This window comes from Stutzerimonas chloritidismutans (assembly GCF_020783375.1).
GTDB lineage: Bacteria > Pseudomonadota > Gammaproteobacteria > Pseudomonadales > Pseudomonadaceae > Stutzerimonas > Stutzerimonas kunmingensis.
In genome coordinates this window covers 3,314,082-3,336,572 of record NZ_CP086067.1, presented here as the reverse complement: position 1 = coordinate 3,336,572, position 22,491 = coordinate 3,314,082, and the positions used below count along the sequence as shown (strand labels likewise).

Below are 22,491 nucleotides of genomic sequence, written 5' to 3'. Positions count from 1 at the left end.
ACGGCATTGGCCCGTTCATCCAAGGTCGGTTCGCAATCGGCGCGGTGGATGGTTAAACTTCGACATCCATTCTCTAAAGCAAAGGTTCTGCCCCATGCTGATTGCCGCTAACAAGGCTGTCTCCATCGACTACACACTCACCAACGACGCCGGTGAGGTGATCGACAGCTCGGCCGGCGGCGCGCCGCTGGTCTACCTGCACGGCGCAGGCAACATCATCCCGGGTCTGGAAAAGGCCCTCGAGGGCAAGCAGGGCGGTGACCAGATCCAGGTCGCCATCGAGCCGCAGGACGCTTACGGCGAGTACAGCGCGGAGCTGGTCGCTACCCTCAATCGCGCCATGTTCGAAGGCGTCGACGAGCTGGAAGTTGGCATGCAGTTCCACGCTTCCGGTCCGGACGGCGGCATGCAGATCGTCACCATTCGTGACGTGGAAGGCGACGACGTGATCGTCGACGGCAACCACCCGCTGGCCGGCCAGCGCCTGAACTTCGACGTCAAGGTCGTCAGCGTGCGTGACGCCAGCGAAGAAGAAGTCGCCCACGGCCACGTCCACGGCGAAGGTGGCCACCACCACTGATCCGGGTCGCCGCATAGGCGTCCGCAGGCACGGCGGCAGGAACCGCTACCGTGCGGATCGAAAAGAAGAGCGCTCCGGTCGTTGCCGGGGCGTTTTTTCGTTAGGAGAGATGAGATGAGCGCATTCCACCAATTGGTGTTGCCAGGTCTGGGCAGCGAGGAGCTGCCGTTGGCGCAGTTCGGCGATCGGATCACGCTGGTGGTCAACGTCGCGTCGCAGTGCGGGCTGACCCCGCAGTACGCCGGCCTGGAGCGGCTGCAGCAGCAATACGCTGCCCGCGGCTTCAGCGTGCTGGGCGTGCCATGCAATCAGTTCGCTGCGCAGGAGCCGGGCAGCGATGAGGAAATCCGCTCGTTCTGCACACTCAACTATGGTGTGAGCTTTCCTCTGAGCGGCAAGCTCGAGGTGAACGGTCCGCAGCGCCATCCGCTGTATCGTTTGCTGGCTGGCGAAGGTGCCGATTTTCCGGGGGACATCACCTGGAACTTCGAGAAGTTCCTGGTGGGCAAGGACGGCCGTGTGCTGGCCCGTTTCTCACCGCGCACCACGCCCGACGACCCCGCCCTGATCCAGGCGATCGAAACCGCCCTGGCCTGATCTGCAGATCTGCGACCGTACGCGCGGTCGCGTTCTCTTTCTTGAGTCCTGGATATACCGGCCATGCTTGCCGTGGTTGCCGCTGAATAAGCGTCATGGATGATGCTGTGCCGGCGAGACGACCGGTCATATTCTCGCTGCATGACCAGTCCAGCACGCAACGACAAGCGCGACCTGATCCTGTCCAAGGGCGCCCGGGTGATGACCCGCCGCGGCTATCACGGCACCGGTGTTCAGGAAATCGTCCAGGCGGGCGGTATTCCCAAGGGGTCGTTCTATCACTACTTCGCCAGCAAGGAAGACTTCGCCCTGCAGGCGCTGGACTATATCTATGCGCCCCGGCTGGAGCGCTATCAGGCGGCGCTGAGCAACTCAGCAGTCTCGCCCCGGCAGCGCATCCTCGACTACTACGCCGATCTCGTTGCGCACTTCGCCCGCCAGGAAAAGCCGGAATATCACTGCTTCATCGGCAGTCTCAGCTTCGAGATGGCCGAGCTGTGCCCGGCCATCGCCAAACGGCTCAGCGCGATACTGACGCAATCGGTCGAGTTGCTTACGGCCTGCCTCGAACAGGCGCGTGACGCTGGAGAGATCGCGGCCGATTGCGATTGTGCAGTGCTGGCGGAATTCATAAGCAACGCCTGGGAAGGTGCGCTGCTGCGCATGAAAGTGAGCGGCAGCGTTGCGCCTTTGCAGGTGTTTTTCCAGCAGCTCGAACGCCTGTTGGCGCCGGCTGCAAGAACTTCGCCGGGGCATGAGCGCCCGGCTGCCTTGACCAATGCCACAGGAGTCGATCGATGACCGCCAGCGTACAAGCCTTGTTTCAGCCCTTTGAGTTGGGTGCTCTCCGTTTGCCGACCCGTGTGGTCATGGCGCCGATGACCCGTTCGTTCTCGCCTAACGGCGTACCCACTGCCGATGTGGTCGAGTACTACCGCCGTCGTGCCGCCTCCGGGGTCGGGCTGATCATCACCGAGGGCACCACGGTCGGCCACGCCGCGGCGAACGGTTATCCCCATGTGCCGCGTTTCTACGGTGAAGATGCGCTGGCTGGCTGGAAGGCTGTGGTCGATGCGGTGCACGCCGCTGGCGGCAAGATCGTCCCGCAGCTCTGGCACGTCGGTAACGTGCGCCGCAAGGGCACCGAGCCGGAGCCGGAGGTCGTCGGTTACGGCCCGATGGAGAAGCAGAAGGACGGCCAGGTCGTCGTTCATGGCATGACCAAGCAGGACATCCAGGATGTGATCGAAGCATTCGCTCAGGCTGCCCGCGATGCTCAGTCGATAGGCATGGACGGCGTGGAAATCCACGGTGCCCACGGCTACCTCATTGACCAGTTCTTCTGGGAAGGCAGCAATCAGCGCACCGATGAGTACGGCGGCAGCCTGGCCAACCGCTCGCGCTTCGCCATCGAGCTGGTGCAGGCCGTACGTGCAGCGGTCGGCCCTGATTTCCCGATCATCTTCCGCTTCTCGCAGTGGAAGCAGCAGGACTACACGGCGCGCCTGGTGCAGTCGCCCGAAGAGCTCGGCGAGTTCCTGGCACCGTTGTCGGCGGCCGGCGTGGATATCTTCCATTGCTCGACGCGCCGTTTCTGGGAACCGGAGTTCGAAGGCTCCGATCTCAACCTGGCCGGTTGGACCCGCCAACTGACCGGCAAGCCGACCATCACCGTCGGCAGTGTCGGCCTGGATGGCGAATTCCTGCAGTTCATGGTCAAGACCGACAAGGTGGCGCAGCCGGCCAACATCGAGGGATTGCTGGAGCGTCTGAACAAGCAGGAGTTCGATCTGGTGGCGGTGGGGCGTGCGCTGATCTGCGATCCGGATTGGGCGGTTAAGGTGCGTGAAGGGCGGATGGAAGAGATTCTGTCGTTCAGTCGTGAGGCGTTGAAGACGCTGGCGTGAGTGAGGGCGGCAGCCAGGGTGATCTGGCTGCCGATCTCCCCTGACCCGGCAGCATCCGATCTCGCCAGGCCTTCGCGCTGAGCTGTCAGCATGTGACGTGGTGCGGACGGAGAGACTCGAACTCTCACACCTTGCGGCACTAGAACCCTGACCGCCGAGTGCGACGCCTGACGTCTACGCTGGTCGGTCCAGCTGCCGATTCGGCCCGCCTTCCCTTACCCAGAACAGCGTCGCTCCCGCCACGGCCGCCGGCATGATCAGCAGGTTCAGGACCGGCACCAGCAACGCCGCATAAGTCACCGCACCAAAGCTCAGGCTCTGCCAGCGTCGCTGGCGCAACCAACCAATCATGTCCGCCCAGCTCAGCTTGTTGTTGTCCGCCGGGTAGTCGATGTATTGCACTGCCATCATCCACACGCCGAACAGCAGCCATAAAGGCGCGGCAACAAGGTTCAGTACGGGGATGAATGAAAGCACCAGCAACGCCAGCGCGCGCGGTGCGAAATAGCCCAGCTTGCGCAGCTCGCGGCCAATCGTGCGGGGCAGCATGGCCAGCAGCTCGGCCCAGCTGAAAGGCGGCGCGGCATCCTCGCCGCGCACCACCACCTCGACCTTTTCCGCCAGAAAGCCGTTGAACGGTGCGGCGATGATGTTGGCCAGCATGGTGAAGCTGAAAAACACCATCAGTACCACCAGCACGACGAACAGGGGCCAGAGGATGTATTCGAGAAAGGCGAGCCAGGTCGGCAGGTTGGGCATGAAGGTGTCGACCCAGCCGCTGAACTGGCCGACCGCGAACCAGATCAGGCCGAAGAACAGCAGCACGTTCACCGTCAGCGGCAGGATCACGAACAGACGCAGCCCTGGGCTGAGCACCAGGCGCAGGCCTTCGCGAAGGTATTGCGGGCCGGAGAGGGTGGATACGGGCATTGGCGTCTCCTGAAAAAGGGCAGGGTTTCGTCGAGAGGGGCGTAGCGCAGCGGGATAGTCGATGACTATGGGTTGTATGCAGAACCTGAATTATCCACGGCCTCGGCGGATAGCTAAGGTGGCGCTCAACGGTTTTCGGGTTATCCGCTCCTTCAGCCTTCCCCAAGTGCTTGGGATGACCCTTTTTATTCCCATTGAGCCGGCATAGCCGGCTCAAATCCGCCGAATGGATGCGCGTTACTTGCGTTTGAGCGGTTGGGTGTCGAAACGCACGCCCGGCAGGCCGGTTTCCATGAGCGCGCGAATGTTGCGGTGGTCGCTGCCGTTCGGGTCGGCCAGGACCGCCTGATAGTGCTCGCCGAACGCAAGCAGCGCTTCTTCCGTCGTGAAGTCTTCAAGCAATGCGAGGCCCAGCGTCTTGCAGGAACCTTCGTTCTCGCCGGCAGCGTTCTCCAGTGTGCCGTTGACGAAGCGGCTCGGCTGGTAGTCGTAAGCGCCCTCGATGAAGGCAAGCGTTTCGCTGAATGCGTGGTTGCGATTGCGCAGGCTGGCGCGGAAGCCCTTCAGGTCGTTCATTCTTTCTGAGCCTTGTCGAAAGCGGCCTGCTGCTCGGCAGACGCTTCCTTCTGATAGCGTTTTTTCCACTCGCTGTACGGCATTCCGTACACCTCTTCGCGGGCCTGGTCGATGCTGAGTTCGACGTCCAGATCGTCTGCGGCGGCCTTGTACCATTTCGACAGGCAGTTGCGACAGAAACCGGCGAGGTTCATCAGGTCGATGTTCTGGGCATCGGGACGGGTGCGCAGGTGCTGGACCAGGCGGCGGAAGGCTGCGGCTTCCAGTTCGGTGCGTTCTTGATCGTTCATCTCGTGGGTCTCGGCGTTGGCTGAGGTCGGCCGGATCATAACCTTGCGTCAGTGAGCCGGCCAGCCTTGCGCAGGGTCAATCCCGATGCGCAGCCAGGGTGATCGATACGGACTCGGCGAAGCGCAGCGCGTGGGGTTTGTCGACTTCCACTTCGGCGTAGCGCACCTGCGGGTAGCGCATGACCAGGTCGAGAATTTCCTGGGTCAGCCGCTCGAGCAGGGCGAAGCGGTTGTCTTCGACGTGCTGGATGATCGCCTTGGTGATGGTGCGGTAGTTCAGCGCCTGTTCGATGTCGTTTTCGCGCACCGCTTCCGCAGCGGGGTAGAGCATCGTCAGGTTGATCAGCACGTCCTGGCGATTGAGGATTTCCTCTTCCTTGATGCCGATGTAGGTGCGCAGCCGCAGGTCCTTGACGCGGATGCGGGCCATCGCGGGTTCCAGTCGGGGCATGGGGACTCCTTGCAGTCTTCAGATCAGGTGGCGGCCGCCGTTCACGGTCAGTGTGGTGCCGGTGACATAAGGGTTGTCGAGCAGGTAGCGCAGACTCTGGTAGATCACCTCGGCACCGGGTTCGATGCCCAGCGCGGATTTGGCCAGCGCCTTGCGGCGATATTCGGCGTCGTCGTCCGGGTTGAACTGGATCAGCGCCGGGGCGATGCCATTGACCTTGATCGCCGGCGCCAGGCTGGCGGCGAAAGATAGCGTCAGGTTGTCCAGGCCCGCTTTGCTCGCAGCATAGGCGATGTGCTTCTTGCTGCCCTTGCGGGTCACGTCGTCGCCGATGTGGACGATGTCCGCCGGCCCGCCGTGGCGCAGCAGTTCGGCGCAGTGCAGGTTGATCAGGTAGGGCGCGAGCATATGCACCTGGAACAGCTGGCGGAACGCCTCGGCTTCCTGCCCGGGGGTATCCGGGCGCCATTCGGAGGCGTTGTGCACGATGGCCCGCAGGCAGTCGGTCTGCTGCTTGAGAGCGCTGATAAAGGTGGTGATGCCGGTTTCGTCGCTGAAGTCTGCCTGCAACGCCTGTGCGCCCAAGGCGCGAAGCCGGTCGATGCTGTCGCGTTCGCGACGGTAGGTAACGATGACCGGAAAGCCGTCTTCCAGCAGTCGCTCGGCACAATGCAGCCCGATCCGCTGGCTGGCTCCGGTGATGAGAATCGGGGCCTGATGCATGAAAATCCACTGCCTGTAATGGGCGGACCGCCCACAGGTTGAGGCGGTCGCTACAGGCGTGGCAGCTTACACCAGATCGGCCGGCAGCTCTGGCTGCAAATCTGGATGCAGGCGCTGATGCTGGCGATAGAGAAAGGAGCGGATCCGCTCGGCGTCCTTTTCCTGGGTGAATTCGACTTCGTAGGCGGCCCGCCCGCCGGTCAGCTCGCGAACGCGATGGGCATCGATTTCCAGCGGGCTGTCGTCGGGCAGCGCCAAGCGCAGGTGGAAGTGCTTGGGCGGCTTGCGGTGTCCGCCGGCATCCACCAGCAGGCCGTGCGGAGACAGCTCGTGCACGCTGAGCGAACTTTCACCACCATCGTTTTCCAGCAGAGGCAGCGGCTGGTCCAGGTGCAGGCGCCAGGCACGCGTGGTTGGCCCGCGCTCGTAGATCACCGGAGGTGCCAGCTGCAGGTCGAGGCTGTGTAGTTCGTCTTCCCTGAGCTGCAGCGGGAAGGACATGCGGAAATCCTCGAACTCCGCCTGCAACGACAGATTGGCGCGAGCGGCCAGCTGCAGCAGCAATTCGTTGGATTGCGCGCCGCCGTCGATCCGAAAGCCTGTCGTGCGCTCAACGCTGGTGCTGCCGTTGCGCTGCATCAACTTGCGGATGAAGGTCAGTTCGTCTTTGCTGAGAATCGTCTCTTCCGCCATGCGGATACCCTCGGAGGGACAGTGCCCTCCACGTTTGGCGTCGCGCGGTGGGGCCGCTACACGCCTGCAACCGGTATGGTCGCGATGGGGCAATCGGCCCTATGACAAATGGGCTCGATAGTGGTTCCGCAGGCTGCACGTTTTCTGGATGGACGGCTTCGCCTGAGCAGGGTGTGCCGACCAGACTTGGCGATTGCGGCATAATGCGCAGCTTTGATTGCCTCGGAGCGCACATGAAAGTCGCCATTCTTTCCGGGAGCGTCTACGGCACCGCCGAAGATGTCGCCCGTCACGCCGAACACCAGCTGAAAGCCGCCGGTTTCGAAACCTGGCACGATCCCCGCGCCCAGCTGCCGCAGATTCTAGAGTTCGCACCCGAAGCGCTGCTGGTCGTGACCTCGACTACCGGCATGGGTGAGCTGCCGGACAGCTTCATTCCGTTGTACTCGGCAATTCGCGATCAGTTTCCCGCCTGGAGCGGTTTGCCCGGAGGCGTCATCGCCCTTGGCGATGCCAGCTACGGCGACACCTTCTGTGGTGGCGGCGAGCTGATTCGTGAGCTCTATGCCGAGCTCGGCGTGCGGGAAGTCGTAGAGATGCTGCGCCTCGACGCCAGCGAGACGGTGACGCCGGAAAGCGACGCCGAACCGTGGCTGGAAACCTTCGCGGCGGCCTTGCGTGCCTGAGTGGCTCGCCGGGTCAGCGGCCTGGCTGCAAGGGCAACTGCTGGGCCAATAGCGGCTGGCTAGAATCCAGGGCATCTTCACGACAATAACAAGAGGTGCCCTCGATGACTGCGCTGCACGCTTTGCCTTCTTTGGAAACCCAAGTGAGCCCCGCCGAATGGCAGGCGCGGGTCGATCTGGCGGCCTGTTACCGACTGGTCGCGCTGCATGGCTGGGATGACCTGATCTTCACGCACATCTCGGCCAAGATTCCCGAAACCGATCACTTTCTGATCAACCCATACGGGCTGATGTTTCACGAAATCACCGCGTCCAGCCTGGTGAAAGTCGATCTGGCCGGCAACAAAGTGACGGACAGCCCGTACGAGATCAATCCCGCTGGGTACACCATTCACAGCGCCGTGCATGAGGTTCGCCACGACGTCGCCTGCGTCATGCACACTCATACCGCCGCCGGGGTGGCGGTCTCGGCCCAGCGTCAGGGCGTGCTACCGATCAGCCAGCAGTCACTGTTCGTGCTGGCCAGTCTTTCGACGCATGGCTATGAGGGTGTGGCGCTGAATCACGACGAGAAGGCGCGTCTGCAGGCCGATCTTGGCGAAACCGCTTTCATGCTGCTGCACAACCACGGTCTGCTGACCTGCGGTAGCAGCATCGCCGATACCTTTCTGATGATGTTCATCTTCCAGCGCGCCTGTGAAATCCAGGTCATGGCGCAGACCGGTGGCAGCGAGCTGATCGCCATTCCGGAGCAGATTCTGGCCGGTGCGAAGGCCATGGCAGCGGGCGTGACCCGCACTCGCTCGGGCATGGGCGGTGGGCTGGCATGGCCCGGTCTGTTGCGCAAGCTGGATGCGCAAAGCCCGGGCTATGCGCAGTAATACGGGGCGTTCGCGCTACATCGCCGTCTTGGCGAACTGCTGCAGCTGCGGATAGAAGTGGCGGAAGTCCTCGAGCAGCGGGTCGTATAGCTGCTCCAGCTCTTCCAGCCCGCCGGCCAGGCCTTCCGGCCGGCTCAGGCGGCGGCCCATGTTCGCCAGCACCCTGCCCAGTACCTCGAATTCACGGTAACTACCGAGCCAGTCGTGTGCCGCCATGTGCGGTGCGATCACGGCGAGCTTGCCAGGCAGCGCGGGCTCATCGGCCAGCGCTCGGTAGGCGCGCCGGGTGAACTGGTCCAGCGGTTCGCCGGAGTAATCCGCCCAGTTCGCCGCCAGACAATGATCGAAGAACAGGTCCAGCAGTATCCCGGCGTAGCGGCGACGCTCGCTGGGAAAGCGCGCTTTGGCCTGCAGCACCAGCGGATGGCTGTCGGTGAAGGCATCGATCTGCCGATGCAGACGGATGCCTGCTTCGATCTGGGCCGGCAGGCGGCCCTGCAGCGGACCTTTGACGAAGTCCCCGTAAAGACTGCCGAGCATGTCAGCCGGGCCGGGGCCGCCAAGATGAAGATGAGCGAGATAGTTCATGGGCGAAGCTTAGCGCAGCCTCGATAGGCAGGTCGCTATGCGGCCTCGCGCGCGGCCTCCTGCGCCGCCCCAAACAGTGCCCGTTCGATGGCCCGCTGTGCTTGCTCGGCAAGAGCCCTGCGACTGAGTGAGGCAACGGGTATCGGCGCCAGCAGCTGGATTTCTACTTCTGCCACGTCGCTGGCCAACAGCCTGCGCAGGTGCGCGGGCAGTTCGTCGTCGCCAATGAAGGGGGCGACGGTGTCGGGCTTGCCGTTGCGCGTATAGCGGATCGCCACGGGTTGAACGGCGCAGCCGGCCTCTATCGCGCAGGCGAACAGTCGGGGGTGGAAGGTGCGCACGCTGTTGCCGTCGGTCGAGGTGCCCTCAGGGAAGATCAGCAGGTGGCAGCCCTGGGTGAGGTGGCTGGCCAGCTGTTGGTTGATCTGCGCGGCATCGCCGGCGCCGCGGCGGATGAACAGCGTGCCAGCCTGGCGTGCCAGCCAGCCCAGCACGGGCCATTGTGCGACCTCGGCCTTGGCCAGGAACGACAGCGGCCGCAGCATTCCCAGCAACGGGATATCGCACCAGGACACGTGGTTGGCGACCCACAGCATCGGCTGAGCTGGTAGCTGACCGATGATGTGTACGCGATAGGGCAGCGCGGAGGCCAGGCGGACCATGAACCAGCGGGTCAGCTGTTGTCTGAGTTGCAGCGATAGGCGTAGCGCGAGGCGGTCGCCGAGACCCAGCGCGGTCGCCAACAGCAACCCCAGCAGGATCACCGCGGCGACCCGCAGCAGGAGCCAGTACAGGCGCAACCGCGGCATCTATACCGCCGCCTTGAAGTGGCGAGCGTAGCGCGGGCACAGCTCCTCGCGCTTGAGCAGGATGAAGATATCGGCAACCTGGAAATCCGGGTCCCAGCAGGGTTCGCCACAGATCTTCGCGCCGAGCCGCATATAGGCCTTGAGCAGCGGCGGGAGCTGGGCAGTGACGTTGTCCGGCAGTTCCAGTTCGGGAAGTGGTGTTCGCGGCTCGGCGTGCAGCAGTTCAGTGCTCAGGTGGCTGTCGCGCAGTCGTTGCATGATCGCTCGGGCCTGGATGCCACCGTCGCGCATCGGGATGCTCGCGCACCCCATAAGGTAGCGATAGCCACCCTGGTTGAGTACCTCGGCCAGTTCGCTCCAAAGCACTGCGATGGTCGCACCATTGCGATAGGCCGGCGCCACGCAGGTACGGCCGATCTCCAGCACCGGTTCGTTGATGTCCGCCAGGCCATGCAGGGCAAATTCTCCCTCGCTGTAGAAGCGCCCGAGCTGCTTGGCGGTGAGGTGATCGAGCAGGCGGGTGGTGGCGACCAGCTCTCCAGTTGCCAGATCACGTACACCGATATGCCGACAGTGGATATCGAAGTCATCCATGTCCAGCCCGAACTCGGCACCATTGAGCTGGGCATCGAACTCGCTGCTGAACACCCGATAACGCAGGGCCTGGGCTTCGCGGAGGGCCCGTTCGCCTTCCAGGCGTTCGGCTCGAAGTTGACGCGTGCTGCGTGGATCGACGATGGCATTCATGCTCTGTCTCCTTGTCCGCCGGGGTAGTGGCGGGTTGGCGATGCAACGCGAGCGTCTGGTTGTTATCGTTGGGCTCGCTGGTTTGGCGTGATCAGGCTAGGAGCAGGGCGTGTCGCCACTGTGACGTTCGGATGATGGTTGGATGACGGCGCGAGCCTGTGGCCGGTAATTGCAGAACCTTTGGAGATGAAGATGCCCTGGAAACGATTGATCGGGCCGCTGCAGCCGGTTGCTGCAACCTCAGGGCTGCGCGACTGGTACCAGGCCGTGTGTGACGGTGCCGGAAGTACGGACTCCTTCAGTCAAGCGGTCTACGGCGGCCGGCTGGCGACCACGCCGGGGCTGGCCTTTCTCTCTGGATACCAGGCAGCCCTGCGGGCGCTCTGGCCGGATGCGCCGCCCGGGCTCGGTGCGTTATGCACGACGGAGCGGCGTAAGCTGCGGCCGGCCGACATGACAACGCGTTGCGAGAACGGCCAGCTCATTGGCAGCAAGGATTTCGTGACGGCGGGCGACGCGGCGCAATGGCTGCTGGTTTCAGCCCGGGAGGAGGGCGCCGGCGAGTCGCCGCACCTCGGACTGTTCGTCGTGGAGCCGTCCGGTGCCGGCGTGTCACTGGTGGCTGGGCCGGATCTGCCGATCGTGCCGGATATCGCGCATGGCAGATTGAGCCTTGAGCAGGCTGCTGGGAAACGCTTGCCTGGTGACGGCTGGAGCGAGTACGTCAAACCGTTCCGCAGCCACGAGGATCTACATGTGCTGGCGGCGCTGACTGCCTGGCTCTACGGTGTGGCGCTGCTTGAGCAGTGGCCGCGCGCGCTGGCACTGCGTCTGCTCGGCGTTCTTGCGGCTGCGGCAGAGGTTGCGCGGCGGCCAGCCCATGAGCCTGCCACTCATCTGCTGCTGGCCGCGTTGCTCGAGCAGTTCGCTGCGCTGCAACCTGAGGTGGACAGGGCGCTGGCGGATTCGCAGGGGCCCCGGGGCGCATTGTGGCGGCGTGATCGCGCAGTGCTGGGCTTGGCGCGCGATGCCCAGGCGCGCCGTCTGGAACAGGCGCTTGCCGCGCTCGGGCTCGAATCTTCAGTAGGCAGTTGAAGGCAGGGTGCGCGCCGGCGAACAGCTGGGAACTCTGCCCAGGCGAGTCGGGCCTATAGAGGATCGTAGTTCACGGCGGCTCTTCCGCTGCGGCGGTCTGACCTGCTGCCTTGCCTTGCTCGAACGCATGGGTAAGCTAGCCAACTGCTCGTTCAGCACCCCCAGTGCAGAGGGGCGGTATCGAGGCCGCAGCCCTTGGATGCCGTCCGGAAAAAGGGATTTCATGTCATTTCGTTGCTCATCCGCTTCGTCGCTGTGCCTGACGTCATCTGGCTCTACGCGGGGTGCCGCTCTGTGATGCTGGCTGGAGCGGTGTTCCCCTGGCGCAGCGACAATCAGTTCCGCCTCCTGATAGACGGGCCGGGGTTCTTTCCGCCCATGCTCGACGCCATCGAGCGCGCCGAGCGCCGGGTCGATCTCGAGCTCTATCTGGTGGAGGACGGCGCTTGTCTCGACCGCCTGCTGGAGCCGCTGCTGCGTGCGGCGGCACGCGGCGTTCGGGTGCGCTGCCTGTTCGATGGTTTCGGCTGCCTGAAGATGAGCCAGGCCAATCGTGACCGGATGACCGCCGCCGGCGTCGAGCTGCGTCTCTATAACCCGCTTTCGCTCCGCCTGAGGCTGCGCAATCTGCATCGTGACCACCGCAAGCTGCTGCTGGTTGACGGCTGCATCGGTTACGTCGGCGGCACCGGTGTCACCGACGAATTCTGGCGTCCTGATCAGCCCGACGTGCATTGGCATGAGGTGATGGTCGAGATGACCGGCCCGCTGCTGCAGGACTGGCAGGACCTGTTCGACACCCAGTGGGTGCATTGCCTGAAGCGGCGCATCTGGCAGCTGCCCCTGCCCAGCGGTGCGCCGCGCATTCCAGTGCTGCCCAGTGGCTCGGGACTAGGGCGCGTCGCCTATGCGGCGGCGCGTCAGCACCGGGACATACTGCACAGCCTGTTGCGCAACCTGCGACGCGCGCAGACGCGCATCTGGCTGGCGACACCGTATTTCCTACCTACCGGCAAGGTGCGCCGGGCACTGATCCGGGCGGCGCGTCGCGGGGTGGACGTGCGCCTGCTGCTGACCAGTCGCAATACCGATCACCCGCCGGTGCGCTACGCAGGGCAGCGTTTCTATCCACGGCTGCTGCGTGCCGGCGTGCGAATCCATGAATATCAGCCACACTTTTCCCACCTGAAAATGGTGCTGGTTGACGACTGGGTCAGCGTCGGCTCTTGCAACTTCGATCACTGGAACCTGCGCTGGAATCTGGAAGCCAATCTCGAGGCCATCGATGCTGCGTTGAGTGCCCAGGTGCAGGCATGCTTCGAGCGCGATTTTCAGGACAGTATCGAAATCGACATTAAAAGCTGGTACGCCAGACCGCTGCACCTGCGCCTCTACCAGCGTATGTGGGGCTGGCTGGACCGGCTGCTGGTAAACATCTTCAACCGTGGTGGCTGAAGCCGCCGCGTCACGGAGCAATGCTCCAAACCCGCGCGAAGAGGACGATCCAATGGCGGCGAAGAACATTTTGATGCTGGTGGGTGATTACGCCGAAGACTACGAAACCATGGTGCCTTTCCAGGCCCTGCAGATGGTTGGCCATCGCGTGCATGCCGTGTGCCCGGACAAGAAGGCCGGCGACAGCGTGCGCACCGCGATTCACGATTTCGAGGGCGACCAGACCTATAGCGAGAAGCCGGGGCACAACTTTGCGCTGAACTTCGACTTCGCCGACGTGCGGGCTGAAGACTACGATGCCCTGGTCATTCCCGGTGGCCGGGCGCCGGAATATCTGCGCCTAAACGAGCAGGTGCTGGCGCTGGTGCGTGCGTTCGATGAGGCCAGGAAGCCGATCGCCGCCGTTTGTCACGGCGCCCAGCTGCTGGCCGCCGCGGGCGTGCTCAAGGGGCGTGCCTGCAGTGCCTATCCCGCCTGTGCACCCGAGGTGAAGCTGGCCGGTGGCGAGTACGTGGACATTGCCGTGGATCAGGCGCATACCGATGGCAACCTGGTCAGCGCTCCGGCATGGCCCGCCCATCCGGCGTGGCTGGCGGCATTCCTCGAGGTGCTCGGAACTCGCATCAGCCTGTAAGATGCAGACCGTCTCCCAAGCCCGCCCCGCATACCGCGCGGCGGGTTTTTTCATCCGTGAGGCTATGCCCTCGTGTTCGTGAGTGCCCCATGACTCAAGCAAAAGACCACCTTCATGGCGTGACGCTGGAGGCCATCCTGGTCCAGCTGCATGCTCGCTTCGGCTGGGACGGCCTTGCCGAGCGCGTCGATGTCCGCTGTTTCAGCAATGAGCCGAGCATCAAGTCCAGCCTGAAATTCCTGCGCAAGACGCCCTGGGGCAGGGCGAAAGTCGAAGCGCTGTACATCGAAGAACAGAGCGCCGGTCGCTAGTCCGCTCACTAGCGGCACTCCTGGCGATGCCGTTCGGCAAATACTTACCGTCCCCGCTCAAGTTCGCTTTGCGCCGTCCGACTCTTGTAACAGATTGATTCGTCGTGACTGATGAGTCGCTTTTTTCAGCAGGTCGCTGGCAGGGAGTTCAGGCGATGAGAAACAACGGGCCGGTAAGCAACACCGAACGAACCTTTCCGGCGCATCAGCGGCTGATTTCGGCGACGGATACCCAGGGCAAGATCCTTTATTGCAACGACGAATTCGTCGCCATCAGTGGCTACTCACGAGCCGAGCTGATGGGCAGCGACCACAACCTGGTCCGCCACCCGGACATGCCGCCGGCCGTGTTCGAGGTGATGTGGCGCTACTTGAAGGCCGGCAAAAGCTGGATGGGGGTGGTCAAGAACCGCTGCAAGAACGGCGATTTCTACTGGGTCAGCGCCTACGTCACGCCTGTTTTCGACGATGGCAAGCTGACCGGCTTCGAGTCGGTGCGGGTCAAGCCGACAGCCGAGCAGGTCGCCCAGGCGACGGCGCTGTACGAGCGCCTGCGTACCGGTCGGCCGGCGGTTTCGTTGAGCCGGCGCGCGCAGGGTTGGGCGCGTGCACTGGCGATGCCGATGGGCGCCGCGGTGCTGGCGGCCGGTGGAATCTTCTGGCTGCCGCCGGCAGTGGAAGCGCTCGTCGTGCTCGGTCTGTTCTTCGTGCTCGGGCTCAGCTGTCACTTCGCTGCGGAACGCCAGTTGCTGAGCATCCTGCAGCGCGTACCCGAAGCCTTCACCGATCCGGTGGTCGCCCTGACCTACACCCGGCGGCATGGCAATGCGGCGCGGCTGGAGATGGCTCTGGTCAGTGAAGACGCGCGGTTGCGGACGGCGTTGACTCGTCTGTCCGATCTGGCCGTGCAGGTCGCCGGTGCATCGGCGGAAACCTATTCGTTGGCCAGCCAGACCGAAAGCGAGCTGCGTCAGCAGCGCGGCGAGACGGACATGACGGCCACCGCGGTGACGCAGATGACCGCATCGATCAGCGAGGTCGCCGGGCACGTCCAGCACACGGCAGAGGAGGCGAGGACGGCGAACGCGCTGGCAGACGACGGTGATCGGGTCGCAGCGAACTCCCGCGAGGCGATGGAAATGCTGGCGGCGACCGTCACCAACATCGGCAACGTGGTCAACGAGCTGGCTGGCGAAACCCAGCAGATCGTATCCGCTGCCGGCATGATCCAGAGCATCGCCGACCAGACCAACCTGCTGGCGCTGAATGCTGCCATCGAGGCCGCACGTGCTGGCGAGCAGGGCAGGGGCTTTGCCGTGGTCGCCGACGAGGTGCGTGCGTTGGCGAGCAAGACGCGGGAGTCGACGCAGCAGATCCAGTCCATCATCCAGTCGCTCACCAGCAAGGCGGATGAGGCCGTGACAATCGCACAGCTGGGTGACAAGGAGGCGGCCCAGGGGTTGGCCCAGGTCGTCGAGGCGCAGCAGGCGTTGCAGGGCATTCGCGATGCGGTCGGGCGTATTGCCGGGATGAGCCAGCAGATGGCTGCCGCTGCCGAGGAGCAGGCGCATGTGGCCGAAGACATTGCTCGTCAGGTCACCCGTATTGCCGTCACGACTGACAGCAATGTCAGCAAGGCCGACCTGACCATGCAGCGCGGTCGCGACCTGGAATGCGCAGCGCACGGGCTGCGGGCACTGGTCGAACGCTTCAACCGCTGATTGCCGGGCAATAAAAAGCCCGGCATCGAGCCGGGCTTTTTATTGGCGTGTCGCTTATTGCACCTCGACCGCCAGGCTGTCGGCGATCTTCTGCTGCCAGATCGCCGGGCCGGTGATGTGCACCGACTCGCCGTTGGTGTCGACGGCGACGGTGACCGGCATGTCCTTCACTTCGAACTCGTAGATCGCTTCCATGCCCAGCTCGGCGAAGGCCAGCACCTTGGACTTCTTGATCGCCTGGGCGACCAGGTAAGCCGCGCCGCCAACCGCCATCAGGTAGACGGCCTTGTTGTCCTTGATCGCTTCGATGGCGATCGGGCCACGCTCGGACTTGCCGATCATGCCCAGCAGACCAGTGCTCTCGAGAATCTGACGGGTGAACTTGTCCATGCGCGTCGCGGTGGTCGGGCCAGCCGGGCCAACCACTTCGTCACCGACTGGATCGACGGGGCCTACGTAGTAGATGAAACGGCCCTTGAGGTCGACCGGCAGCTCTTCGCCTTTGTTCAGCATGTCGGCCATGCGCTTGTGCGCGGCGTCGCGGCCGGTGAGCATCTTGCCGTTGAGCAGGACGGTTTCGCCCGGCTTCCAGCTCTGCACTTCTTCCGGGGTGATGGTGTCGAGGTTGACGCGGCGCGCGCTCGGGCCGGCTTCCCAGACGATCTCGGGGTAGGCATCCAGCGGCGGCGGGGTCAGTTCGGCAGGGCCGGAGCCGTCGAGCACGAAGTGTGCGTGGCGGGTGGCGGCGCAGTTGGGGATCATGCACACCGGCAGCGAGGCGGCGTGGGTCGGGTAATCCATGATCTTCACGTCGAGCACGGTGGTCAGGCCGCCGAGGCCCTGGGCGCCGATGCCCAGCTGGTTGACCTTCTCGAACAGCTCAAGACGCAGCTCTTCGATGCGGTTCTGCGGGCCACGGGCCTTCAGCTCATGGATGTCGATGGATTCCATCAGCACTTCCTTGGCCATCACCGCGGCTTTCTCGGCGGTGCCGCCGATGCCGATGCCGAGCATACCCGGCGGGCACCAGCCGGCGCCCATGGTCGGCACGGTCTTCAGTACCCAGTCGACGATCGAGTCGGACGGGTTGAGCATGGCCATCTTCGACTTGTTTTCCGAGCCACCGCCTTTGGCGGCCACATCCACCTCGACTTTGTCACCTGGGACGATGGAGTAATGAATGACAGCTGGCGTATTGTCCTTAGTGTTCTTGCGGGAACCTGCCGGGTCGGCCAGGATCGAAGCACGCAGGACGTTTTCCGGCAGGTTGTAGGCGCGGCGCACACCCTCATTGATCATGTCGTCCAGGCTCATGGTCGCTCCGTCCCAGCGCACGTCCATGCCGACACGGACGAACACGGTGACGATACCGGTGTCCTGACAGATCGGGCGATGACCGGTGGCGCACATGCGCGAGTTGATCAGGATCTGCGCCATGGAGTCGCGGGCAGCCGGGGATTCTTCACGCAGGTAGGCTTCGTGCATCGCCTGGATGAAATCCACGGGGTGGTAGTAAGAAATGAACTGCAAAGCGTCAGCGACGCTTTGAATCAGGTCGTCTTGCTTGATCACGGTCATGCAGCGCGTCCTCATACGGGGCGATAAGAGGCGCGTCGGGGGTGGCAGTCGACGCGCCGCGAAAAAATGCGGCGCAGTATAACGCGTCAGGCTGCGCGGTACACGGATGGACCAGGAGCGATGGGAATGCTGGCTAGGATTTTGTTTTCGGTAAGCGTAGAGTGCGGCAAATTGCCACGGCGGGAAGGATCCCTATGAGTGCGATGCGTGACGAGACCGATCTGCGTACATTGCAGCAATTGGTTACGCGGCGATTCGCACTGGCCTCCGTGACCTACGGTCTGGGCCTGGTGCTGACCTGGGTGGCGGTGGCGGGGGGCTTCTATCAGGCCTCGGTGGCCAGCGCCGTGGCGCAGTCAGCATTGATTGTGGTGAGTCAGCTGCTGTTCTTCTGGCTGTTTCACCGAGGCGTCAACCTGCGTTCCAAGGATCCCAGCCTGACTGAGCCGCAGGTCCTGGTGGGGCTGCTGTGGCTGACGACCTTTCTGTTCAACCTCGGCAGCGCACGTGGCTCGCTGCTGGTGCTCTATCTGCTGGTGCTGATGTTTGCAGTCTTTCTGCCGCCGAAGGTGTTCATTCGCTACGCCGCGCTGGCCTTCGTCAGCTTCGTCAGCATGGCTGCGCTGGATTACTACCTGCAGCGGCCTATCGAGACCGATGTGTTCCTGCTGCAGGCCAGCGTGCTGCTGGTGACGCTGATCTGGATGTGTCTGTTCGCCGGCCACGTGTATCGCTTGCGCCAGCGCATGCGCCAGCGGCGTTTCGCGTTGCAGGCACATCAGGACACCCTGCGCGGAATGATGCGTCAACTGGAGGATCTGGCTTCGACCGACGAGTTGACGGGCCTATACAACCGGCGGCGCTTCCTGCGTATCGCCGAGGGCGACCTGAACCGCCTGCGCAAGGGGCATCAATCGGGGCTGGCGCTCATCGATCTGGACCACTTCAAACGCATCAACGATATCCACGGCCATGCCACCGGAGACCGCGTGCTGCAGGCCTTTGCCAGCGTGGCACGGTCCTGTCTGCGTGATGACGACGTGCTGGCCCGTTATGGCGGCGAGGAGTTCGTGCTACTGCTGCCCAATACCGACGCCGAGCAGTTCACCGCGTGCTGTGAGCGCCTGCGGGAGGCTTTCGCCAACGCCGAGCCGGAAGACGCCAATATCGAAGCCGGACATCTCAGCCTGTCGATCGGCCTGACCCTGCTGAACGCCGGAGATGATCTGGATGCAGCGCTACAGCGTGCCGACGAAGCGCTTTATCGAGCCAAGCGCGGTGGTCGCAATCGTTGCGAACCCGCCTGGGTCACCGCCGATGCCTGAGTTGCATTGCGCCGGCAAGCGCTGGTCGGTCGCGCCCGCTACCAACCTGCTCGATGCCCTGATCGCTGCCGGCTTGCCCGTACCCTACAGTTGCCGCGCCGGCAGCTGCCACGCCTGCCTGGTGCGCTGTGTCGACGGAGCACCGCGCGATCTGCAACCCGACCTGCTGCGGCCCGAGCAGCATGCGGCCGGCTGGCGACTGGCCTGTCAGTGCCGTGTCGAGGAGGATTTCGGTGTAGAAGTCTTCGATCCCCGCCGCGACGGACTGCCCGCTCAGCTGCAAAGCGCCGAGTGGCTGAGCGGCAGCGTGCTGCGCCTGCGTCTGCTGCCGGAGCGGCCGCTGCGCTATCGTGCAGGTCAGCACCTGTTGCTGTGGACCGGTGCCGGCATCGCTAGGCCGTATTCGCTGGCCAGCCTTCCCGGCGACGATTCCTGGCTGGAGTTTCATCTCGATTGCTCCAGGCCGGGGGCGTTCTGCGATGCCGCGCGGCAGCTGCGCGCGGGCGACACGCTGCGGCTGGGCGACCTGCACGGTGGTGCATTGCGTTACGAGCCGGAGTGGTCCGAGCGCTCTTTATTGCTGCTGGCTTCGGGAACCGGGTTGGCCCCTTTGTTCAGCCTGTTGCGCGAGAGCCTGCGCCAGGGCCATGCCGGGACGATCAGGCTGGTGCACTTTTGCTGCGACGAGCACTACCTGCGCGGGCCGTTGCAGGAGTTGGCGGACAGGCACGAGAACCTGGAGCTGCAATGGGTCGATGCGCAACAGCGTGACAGCGTGCTTTCGATGCTACGACCAGCGTCGCGGCGGGACATCGCGCTGCTCTGCGGCGGTTCGGCGTTCGTCGACGCCTGCGCCCGGCGCCTGTTTCTCGCGGGCCTGCCGCGTGGACAGATATTCAGCGACGCTTTCGTCAGCGCGACTCAGTCGCGGTAGTTGGCTCCCCGTTCGATCTCGCAGACAGCACGAGGCCGGCTAAAGAGCCGGCCTCGTGTGATTCCCTGCCAACCTTACTGATCGCCGACGCGCAGGATCTTCATCGTGTTGGTACCGCCTGTGCTGTCGTGGTAGCTGTCGCCCTTGGTCAGGATCACCCAGTCACCGGGCTGCACGATGTTGCGCTTGAGCAGCTCCTCGACTGCCATCTGGCTGACCTTTTCTGCAGGTAGCGCAGCCGGATCGAACGGGATGGTCTGCACGCCGCGGAACAGTGCGACCCGTGCCTGGGTTTCGCGGTGCGGCGAGAAGGCGAAGATCGGTACCGAAGACCGGATGCGCGACATGATCAGCGGTGTGTAGCCGCTTTCGGTCAGGGCGATGATGGCCTTGACCCCCGGGAAGTGGTTGGCGGTGTACATCGCAGCCAACGCCGCACTCTCGTCGCAGCGCTCGAACTGCTGGCCGAGGCGGTGTCCGGACTTGGTGCTGGTCGGGTGCTTCTCCGCGCCGCAGCACACACGGGCCATGGCCTTGATCGCTTCGATCGGGTATTCGCCGGCGGCGCTTTCGGCCGAGAGCATCACCGCATCGGTGTAGTCCAGCACGGCGTTGGCTACATCGGATACCTCGGCGCGGGTCGGCATCGGGCTGTGGATCATCGACTCCATCATCTGCGTCGCGGTGATCACCACCTTGTTGTGGCGACGTGCGTGCAGAATGATCTTCTTCTGGATGCCGACCAGCTCGGCATCGCCAACTTCCACCCCGAGGTCGCCGCGCGCCACCATCACGCCGTCGCTGGCGCGGATCAGGCCGTCCAGTGCCTCATCGTCGGCGACCGCTTCGGCCCGCTCGATCTTGGCGATCAGCCAGGCGTCGGAGCCGGCTTCGTCGCGCAGGCGGCGGGCCAGGTCCATGTCAGCGGCATCACGCGGGAAGGAGACTGCCAGGTAGTCCAGCTCGAGATCCGCGGCCAGCTTGATGTCGGCCTTGTCCTTGTTGGTCAGCGCCGGCGCCGTCAGGCCGCCGCCACGGCGGTTGATGCCCTTGTTGTCCGACAGCGGGCCACCGATCAGCACGGTGCAGTGCAGTTCGTCCGCGGTGGCGTTGTCGACGCGCATCACCACGCGGCCGTCGTCGAGCAGAAGCTCATCGCCGATGCCGCAATCCTTGACCAGGTCCGGGTAATCGATGCCGACCACTTCCTGATTACCGGCGTCGCGCGGATGGGTCACGGAGAAGCGGAACTGGTCTCCTTCCTTCAGCTCAATGCGCTTGTCGGTGAACTTGGCAATGCGGATCTTCGGTCCCTGCAGGTCTCCGAGCAGCGCGACGAAGCGGCCGTGGCGCGCGGCGATTTCACGCACCAGCTCGGCCCGGGCACGATGCTCGTCGGGGCTGCCGTGGGAGAAATTCAGGCGGGCTACATCCAGCCCGGCGACGATCATCTTTTCCAACACCTCCGGCGAGCTGCTTGCTGGGCCCAGGGTGGCGACGATCTTGGTGCGACGCGGAATCATTCAATTGCTCCTTTTTCTGGCTGGCCCCGAGGCTACTATGCTCGCCGGTTGTAGTCATCGCTCGGCAACCACTACTCTTTGCGTCCGGCTGAGGGGCTGTCTGCAGCTTTTTCCAGCTCGGTCGATACAGGGGCATACGGAGGAACCCATGCGCACCCTGATCATCGTTTTCCTGAGTCTTCTGACCGTCGGCTGCAGCAGTCGCCATGCTTTCGATCGCCACCTGGATGCGGCTTACCAGTACTACGAGGCCGACAACTGCGAGCGGGTGATGCAATCGCTGTCGCAGGCAGAACGCCGCAGCAAGCCGCGCAGCCAGGTCCAGCCGGAGATTTCACTGTTGCGCGGCCAGTGTCTTGAGCGCCAGGGCCTGTTCGTCGACGCTGGCGAAACCTATCGTTTCATCGTCGAGCGATACCCTGCCAGCGAGTACGCCTATCGCGCTCGTGCGCGCCTGGAGACGCTGAGGCAGCTGGGCCACTATCATGTCGAGGCACCGCCGGTGGTTCAGCCGGCCAAACGTTGATTTCATGAAAGCCATGTGAGGGATCATGCGAGCTTTGCTGATGACCGCCATGCTGCTGCCTGCACTGGCAGATGCGCAGATCTATCGCTGGACCGATGCCAACGGACAGGTTCACTTCGGCCAGCGCCCGACAGCCGGAGCCGAGCAGGTCGAGGTTCGGCCCCAGGTCGTCGAACGCGACGACCAGACCCGTGAGCGTGAGGCGCGCAGCGAACGATTCTTCGATGCGCGGCGGCAGGAGCAGCAGGCAGCGAGGGAGCAGGCCAGCAAGGCGCGGGCTGCACGAGATCAGGAATGCCAGGGCTTGCGCAGCCAGTTGTCGCGACTGCAGCTTGGCGGACGTTTTTTTCGTAACGATGCAGCCGGAGAGCGCGTCTACTACAGTGAAAGTGAAGTAGAGGCGGCTCGACAGCGCCTGGCGATGCGTATCAGCCAGGAATGCAGTTGAGCCGACAGGACTCGAATTGCAGGGTTAAGGCTGAAGGCTCCGACGACATGAACATGGCGAACCAGCGTCGTATCCAGCGGCATCAGTTGCCGTACTACCTCAACGTATTCAATCGGTTCACCGAGAAGCCGCTGGGCTTCATCGGCAACCTGTCCGAGGGCGGGCTGATGCTGATCAGCCCCTATCCGATGATGCTTGGTGTTCGCTTCGAGATGCGCCTGAAGATTCCGGGCCAGAGCGGTCAACTCCGGCAGGTGGATTTCAGTGCGTTCAGTCTGTGGTCAAGCGAGGATGTGACGCCGGGCAGCTACGATACCGGCTTTTCCCTGATCGACCCGCCCGGGGATATCCGCGAGATGATCGCTGCCCTGCATCACTACTTCAGTTTCCAGCCGATGTTGCACATCCCTCTGGCGCATCATGCCAGTCCGGCATCGGATCGATTCACTGACAAGGACTGCTGCCACGGTCTGTGAGCCGCGC

General features: G+C 63.7%; 27 protein-coding genes. 16 read left to right on the top strand and 11 right to left on the bottom strand.

What is annotated here, in order from left to right; all coding sequences use genetic code 11:
• Positions 1-94: 94 nt before the first annotated feature.
• The 4 genes from LLJ08_RS15545 (at position 95) to LLJ08_RS15530 (ending at position 3,084) form a co-directional block, all read left to right on the top strand.
• Complete coding sequence (locus LLJ08_RS15545) at positions 95-580, top strand: FKBP-type peptidyl-prolyl cis-trans isomerase (protein WP_014821299.1); 486 nt, start codon at positions 95-97, stop codon at positions 578-580.
• Between the two features lie 114 nt (positions 581-694).
• Entirely contained in the window at positions 695-1,177 is a 483-nt protein-coding gene (locus tag LLJ08_RS15540) for a glutathione peroxidase (protein ID WP_003302715.1), read from the top strand.
• Between the two features lie 141 nt (positions 1,178-1,318).
• The gene (locus tag LLJ08_RS15535) at positions 1,319-1,978 is read left to right on the top strand and encodes a TetR/AcrR family transcriptional regulator (RefSeq protein WP_228207422.1); all 660 of its coding nucleotides are present in this window, start codon (positions 1,319-1,321) and stop codon (positions 1,976-1,978) included.
• On the top strand, positions 1,975-3,084 hold the full coding sequence (locus LLJ08_RS15530; RefSeq protein ID WP_228207421.1) for an NADH:flavin oxidoreductase: 1,110 nt from the start codon (positions 1,975-1,977) through the stop codon (positions 3,082-3,084). Before LLJ08_RS15535 ends, LLJ08_RS15530 begins: the two co-directional genes overlap by 4 nt.
• Positions 3,085-3,258: 174 nt before the next feature.
• Here LLJ08_RS15530 and cysZ read toward each other — a convergent pair whose 3' ends face one another.
• The 6 genes from cysZ to LLJ08_RS15500 all read right to left on the bottom strand — a co-directional run bounded on the left by cysZ (position 3,259) and on the right by LLJ08_RS15500 (position 6,747).
• Positions 3,259-4,014, bottom strand: coding sequence for a sulfate transporter CysZ (gene cysZ, locus LLJ08_RS15525; protein ID WP_228207420.1), 756 nt, complete (start codon positions 4,012-4,014; stop codon positions 3,259-3,261).
• A gap of 237 nt (positions 4,015-4,251) precedes the next feature.
• Positions 4,252-4,590 (bottom strand): HopJ type III effector protein, encoded by a 339-nt coding sequence (locus LLJ08_RS15520; protein ID WP_228207419.1) that lies wholly within the window; start codon positions 4,588-4,590, stop codon positions 4,252-4,254.
• Positions 4,587-4,880 carry a DUF1244 domain-containing protein gene (locus LLJ08_RS15515; protein WP_041015004.1) on the bottom strand — a complete coding sequence of 98 codons (294 nt, stop codon included), beginning with the start codon at positions 4,878-4,880 and terminating at the stop codon, positions 4,587-4,589. Before LLJ08_RS15515 ends, LLJ08_RS15520 begins: the two co-directional genes overlap by 4 nt.
• Before the next feature lie 76 nt (positions 4,881-4,956).
• A complete protein-coding gene (gene folX / locus LLJ08_RS15510; RefSeq protein ID WP_003285881.1) occupies positions 4,957-5,331 on the bottom strand; it encodes a dihydroneopterin triphosphate 2'-epimerase in 375 nt (124 codons plus the stop codon).
• A gap of 18 nt (positions 5,332-5,349) precedes the next feature.
• Positions 5,350-6,054 (bottom strand): dihydromonapterin reductase, encoded by a 705-nt coding sequence (gene folM, locus LLJ08_RS15505; protein WP_023446834.1) that lies wholly within the window; start codon positions 6,052-6,054, stop codon positions 5,350-5,352.
• Positions 6,055-6,120: 66 nt separating this feature from the next.
• Complete coding sequence (locus LLJ08_RS15500) at positions 6,121-6,747, bottom strand: PilZ domain-containing protein (RefSeq protein ID WP_228207418.1); 627 nt, start codon at positions 6,745-6,747, stop codon at positions 6,121-6,123.
• Between the two features lie 233 nt (positions 6,748-6,980).
• Between LLJ08_RS15500 and LLJ08_RS15495 the strand changes: the two genes are divergently transcribed.
• Both LLJ08_RS15495 and LLJ08_RS15490 read left to right on the top strand, forming a co-directional pair.
• On the top strand, positions 6,981-7,433 hold the full coding sequence (locus tag LLJ08_RS15495; RefSeq protein WP_014821292.1) for a flavodoxin: 453 nt from the start codon (positions 6,981-6,983) through the stop codon (positions 7,431-7,433).
• Positions 7,434-7,537: 104 nt separating this feature from the next.
• A complete protein-coding gene (locus LLJ08_RS15490; protein WP_228207417.1) occupies positions 7,538-8,314 on the top strand; it encodes a class II aldolase/adducin family protein in 777 nt (258 codons plus the stop codon).
• Between the two features lie 15 nt (positions 8,315-8,329).
• Here the strand turns inward: LLJ08_RS15490 and LLJ08_RS15485 are convergent, their stop codons facing one another.
• Genes LLJ08_RS15485 through olsB form a run of 3 tightly spaced genes read right to left on the bottom strand, consistent with a single transcriptional unit; the run spans position 8,330 to position 10,458 of the window.
• Positions 8,330-8,902: an acyl carrier protein phosphodiesterase gene (locus LLJ08_RS15485; protein ID WP_228207416.1), complete on the bottom strand. Its 573-nt coding sequence runs from the start codon at positions 8,900-8,902 to the stop codon at positions 8,330-8,332.
• A gap of 35 nt (positions 8,903-8,937) precedes the next feature.
• Entirely contained in the window at positions 8,938-9,711 is a 774-nt protein-coding gene (locus LLJ08_RS15480) for a lysophospholipid acyltransferase family protein (protein WP_228207415.1), read from the bottom strand.
• Positions 9,712-10,458: an L-ornithine N(alpha)-acyltransferase gene (olsB, locus tag LLJ08_RS15475; protein ID WP_101274368.1), complete on the bottom strand. Its 747-nt coding sequence runs from the start codon at positions 10,456-10,458 to the stop codon at positions 9,712-9,714.
• Positions 10,459-10,644: 186 nt separating this feature from the next.
• On the opposite strand from olsB, the gene LLJ08_RS15470 reads away from it, so the two are divergent.
• The 5 genes from LLJ08_RS15470 (at position 10,645) to LLJ08_RS15450 (ending at position 15,674) form a co-directional block, all read left to right on the top strand.
• Positions 10,645-11,553, top strand: coding sequence for an acyl-CoA dehydrogenase middle domain-containing protein (locus tag LLJ08_RS15470; RefSeq protein ID WP_042928529.1), 909 nt, complete (start codon positions 10,645-10,647; stop codon positions 11,551-11,553).
• A gap of 297 nt (positions 11,554-11,850) precedes the next feature.
• Positions 11,851-13,008, top strand: coding sequence for a phospholipase D-like domain-containing protein (locus LLJ08_RS15465; RefSeq protein WP_041015003.1), 1,158 nt, complete (start codon positions 11,851-11,853; stop codon positions 13,006-13,008).
• Positions 13,009-13,060: 52 nt separating this feature from the next.
• On the top strand, positions 13,061-13,642 hold the full coding sequence (locus tag LLJ08_RS15460) for a DJ-1/PfpI family protein (protein ID WP_003302691.1): 582 nt from the start codon (positions 13,061-13,063) through the stop codon (positions 13,640-13,642).
• Between the two features lie 89 nt (positions 13,643-13,731).
• Complete coding sequence (locus LLJ08_RS15455; protein WP_228207414.1) at positions 13,732-13,953, top strand: VF530 family protein; 222 nt, start codon at positions 13,732-13,734, stop codon at positions 13,951-13,953.
• Between the two features lie 155 nt (positions 13,954-14,108).
• Positions 14,109-15,674 (top strand): methyl-accepting chemotaxis protein, encoded by a 1,566-nt coding sequence (locus tag LLJ08_RS15450; RefSeq protein ID WP_228207413.1) that lies wholly within the window; start codon positions 14,109-14,111, stop codon positions 15,672-15,674.
• A 54-nt stretch (positions 15,675-15,728) separates the two neighbouring features.
• Here LLJ08_RS15450 and LLJ08_RS15445 read toward each other — a convergent pair whose 3' ends face one another.
• Entirely contained in the window at positions 15,729-17,252 is a 1,524-nt protein-coding gene (locus LLJ08_RS15445) for a fumarate hydratase (protein WP_228207412.1), read from the bottom strand.
• Between the two features lie 194 nt (positions 17,253-17,446).
• On the opposite strand from LLJ08_RS15445, the gene LLJ08_RS15440 reads away from it, so the two are divergent.
• The gene (locus LLJ08_RS15440) at positions 17,447-18,577 is read left to right on the top strand and encodes a GGDEF domain-containing protein (protein ID WP_046622382.1); all 1,131 of its coding nucleotides are present in this window, start codon (positions 17,447-17,449) and stop codon (positions 18,575-18,577) included.
• Positions 18,570-19,511 (top strand): iron-sulfur-binding ferredoxin reductase, encoded by a 942-nt coding sequence (locus LLJ08_RS15435; protein ID WP_228207411.1) that lies wholly within the window; start codon positions 18,570-18,572, stop codon positions 19,509-19,511. The genes LLJ08_RS15440 and LLJ08_RS15435 overlap by 8 nt, the downstream gene beginning before the upstream one ends.
• Positions 19,512-19,585: 74 nt before the next feature.
• Here LLJ08_RS15435 and pyk read toward each other — a convergent pair whose 3' ends face one another.
• Positions 19,586-21,034, bottom strand: a complete 1,449-nt coding sequence (gene pyk, locus LLJ08_RS15430) for a pyruvate kinase (protein WP_101274362.1) — start codon at positions 21,032-21,034, stop codon at positions 19,586-19,588.
• Between the two features lie 148 nt (positions 21,035-21,182).
• Here pyk and LLJ08_RS15425 point away from each other — a divergent pair, with 148 nt between their 5' ends.
• Genes LLJ08_RS15425 through LLJ08_RS15415 form a run of 3 tightly spaced genes read left to right on the top strand, consistent with a single transcriptional unit; the run spans position 21,183 to position 22,484 of the window.
• Positions 21,183-21,560 carry a tetratricopeptide repeat protein gene (locus LLJ08_RS15425; RefSeq protein WP_041014774.1) on the top strand — a complete coding sequence of 126 codons (378 nt, stop codon included), beginning with the start codon at positions 21,183-21,185 and terminating at the stop codon, positions 21,558-21,560.
• A gap of 25 nt (positions 21,561-21,585) precedes the next feature.
• On the top strand, positions 21,586-22,008 hold the full coding sequence (locus tag LLJ08_RS15420; protein WP_228207410.1) for a DUF4124 domain-containing protein: 423 nt from the start codon (positions 21,586-21,588) through the stop codon (positions 22,006-22,008).
• A gap of 47 nt (positions 22,009-22,055) precedes the next feature.
• Positions 22,056-22,484, top strand: a complete 429-nt coding sequence (locus LLJ08_RS15415; protein ID WP_014821276.1) for a PilZ domain-containing protein — start codon at positions 22,056-22,058, stop codon at positions 22,482-22,484.
• The last annotated feature ends 7 nt before the right edge of the window (positions 22,485-22,491 follow it).